The 1,544-nt window shown below is 34.8% G+C and carries 1 protein-coding gene; it reads right to left on the reverse strand.

Going from position 1 to position 1,544, the window contains the following annotated elements; translation table 11 throughout:
* Positions 1-63 precede the first annotated feature (63 nt).
* Positions 64-1,487 (reverse strand): IS3 family transposase gene (locus BM183_RS20420; RefSeq protein WP_242961073.1). Its coding sequence is split into 2 segments (ribosomal slippage): positions 64-998 and positions 998-1,487, totalling 1,425 coding nucleotides; the frame shifts between segments, so codons are not numbered across the junction.
* Between the last annotated feature and the right edge of the window lie 57 nt (positions 1,488-1,544).

Below are 1,544 nucleotides of genomic sequence, written 5' to 3' on the forward strand. Positions count from 1 at the left end.
TGATGTGACCCCTAAAAGTTAGACTTTATGGCGGAGTGGATTTATCCACTTCGCCTTTTCCTTTTATGCTGCCAAGAGGCTGAGTCTGTATTCAACAGGGCTCATCCATCCTAGTTTTTCTTTTATTCGCTTCTTATTGTAATACTCTATGTATTTATCTATTGCGTCTTTAAGCTCATCATAGCTGTAATAAACTTCTCCATAATACATTTCTTGTTTCATTATCCCAAAGAAGTTTTCCATGACTGAATTATCATGACAGTTGCCTTTCCTGGACATACTTTGATAAATTCGATGTTCTTGCAATGTGTGAATATATGCCTTCATCTGATACCCCCAACCTTGATCTGAGTGAAACGTTCTGCGATATGGACAATCAGATGTGATTCCTATTGCCGTATTCAGAGCATCCATTATATTACTAGCAGATGGTGTTGGAGATATGCCATAGCTTAGAATCTCTCTATTACATAAATCCATAAATGGATCTAAATACAACTTTTTAATAATCATACGACCTTTGGAATCTACATCATAATACTTGAATTCAGTAGTGTCTGTCGTGATCTTCTGATGTGGTATTTTGGTATCAAAGCGTCTTCTTAATCTATTTGGAGCTACTTTCCCTACTTTTCCTTTATAAGAACTATATTTACGGCTTTTTCTAGTAAAAGAAGTAACCTGTAAGGATAATTTCTGCATGATTCGTTGAACACGTTTCTTATTTACGAAATATCCTTGTTTGCAAAGTTCACCTAACATACGTCTATATCCAAAGTCTTTGTGGATTAAATGAATCTCCATAATTTTTTCTTCAAGTTCCCTGTTAGGATTTTCTCTGCTAAATTTTTTTTGCCAGTACATGTAGGTTGCTTTGGGGAAAACAACAACTGCGAGAATATCTTTTAGTTTGAAGTCTCTTCGGAGGCTGTGGATGATTCTCGCTGTTTTTTCAGAAGAGCTTCCTCCTCTAAACGCAGCCTCCTCAGTTCTTTTAAATAGGCATTCTCTATTCTGAGTTTTAAAAGTTCATCCTCAAGTTGTTTTACATGTTCAGTACTTGTATCTACAGTACTTAAATCTGGTACTGATTGCACTTGATTCTTTTTACTAATCGAATTCAAAGATTTCTTACGTCCCTTCTTCTTAGGTCTCAGAGCATCAGGTCCGGCTATTCTAAAATCATTTACCCATTTCGTAAGAATGGCATGATTACTAATTCCATTAGAAAACGCTAAATCCTGATAGGAGACTTCACTTGATAAATATAACTCTACCATATGAAGTTTAAATTCAAAAGAATATTTTACTTTTTTTCGTGAACGTCTAAGTCCATCATCTCCAAATTCATTATAGTTTGAAATCCAATTTCTTACCATTTTACCTTGTGGAATTCCATATTTCTTAGCCAAACCGTTTGAACTATCCTTTCCTTCAAGATATTCCGTGACTATTTTTTTCTTAAATTCAAATGAATATTTAGCCATAAAAATACCGACCTCTCAATCGCTAGATTTTTGGTCTAACTTTTGGGGGTCGGTACA

Origin of the sequence: Anaerocolumna aminovalerica (assembly GCF_900115365.1) — a bacterium.
GTDB classification, from domain to species: Bacteria; Bacillota; Clostridia; order Lachnospirales; family Lachnospiraceae; genus Anaerocolumna; species Anaerocolumna aminovalerica.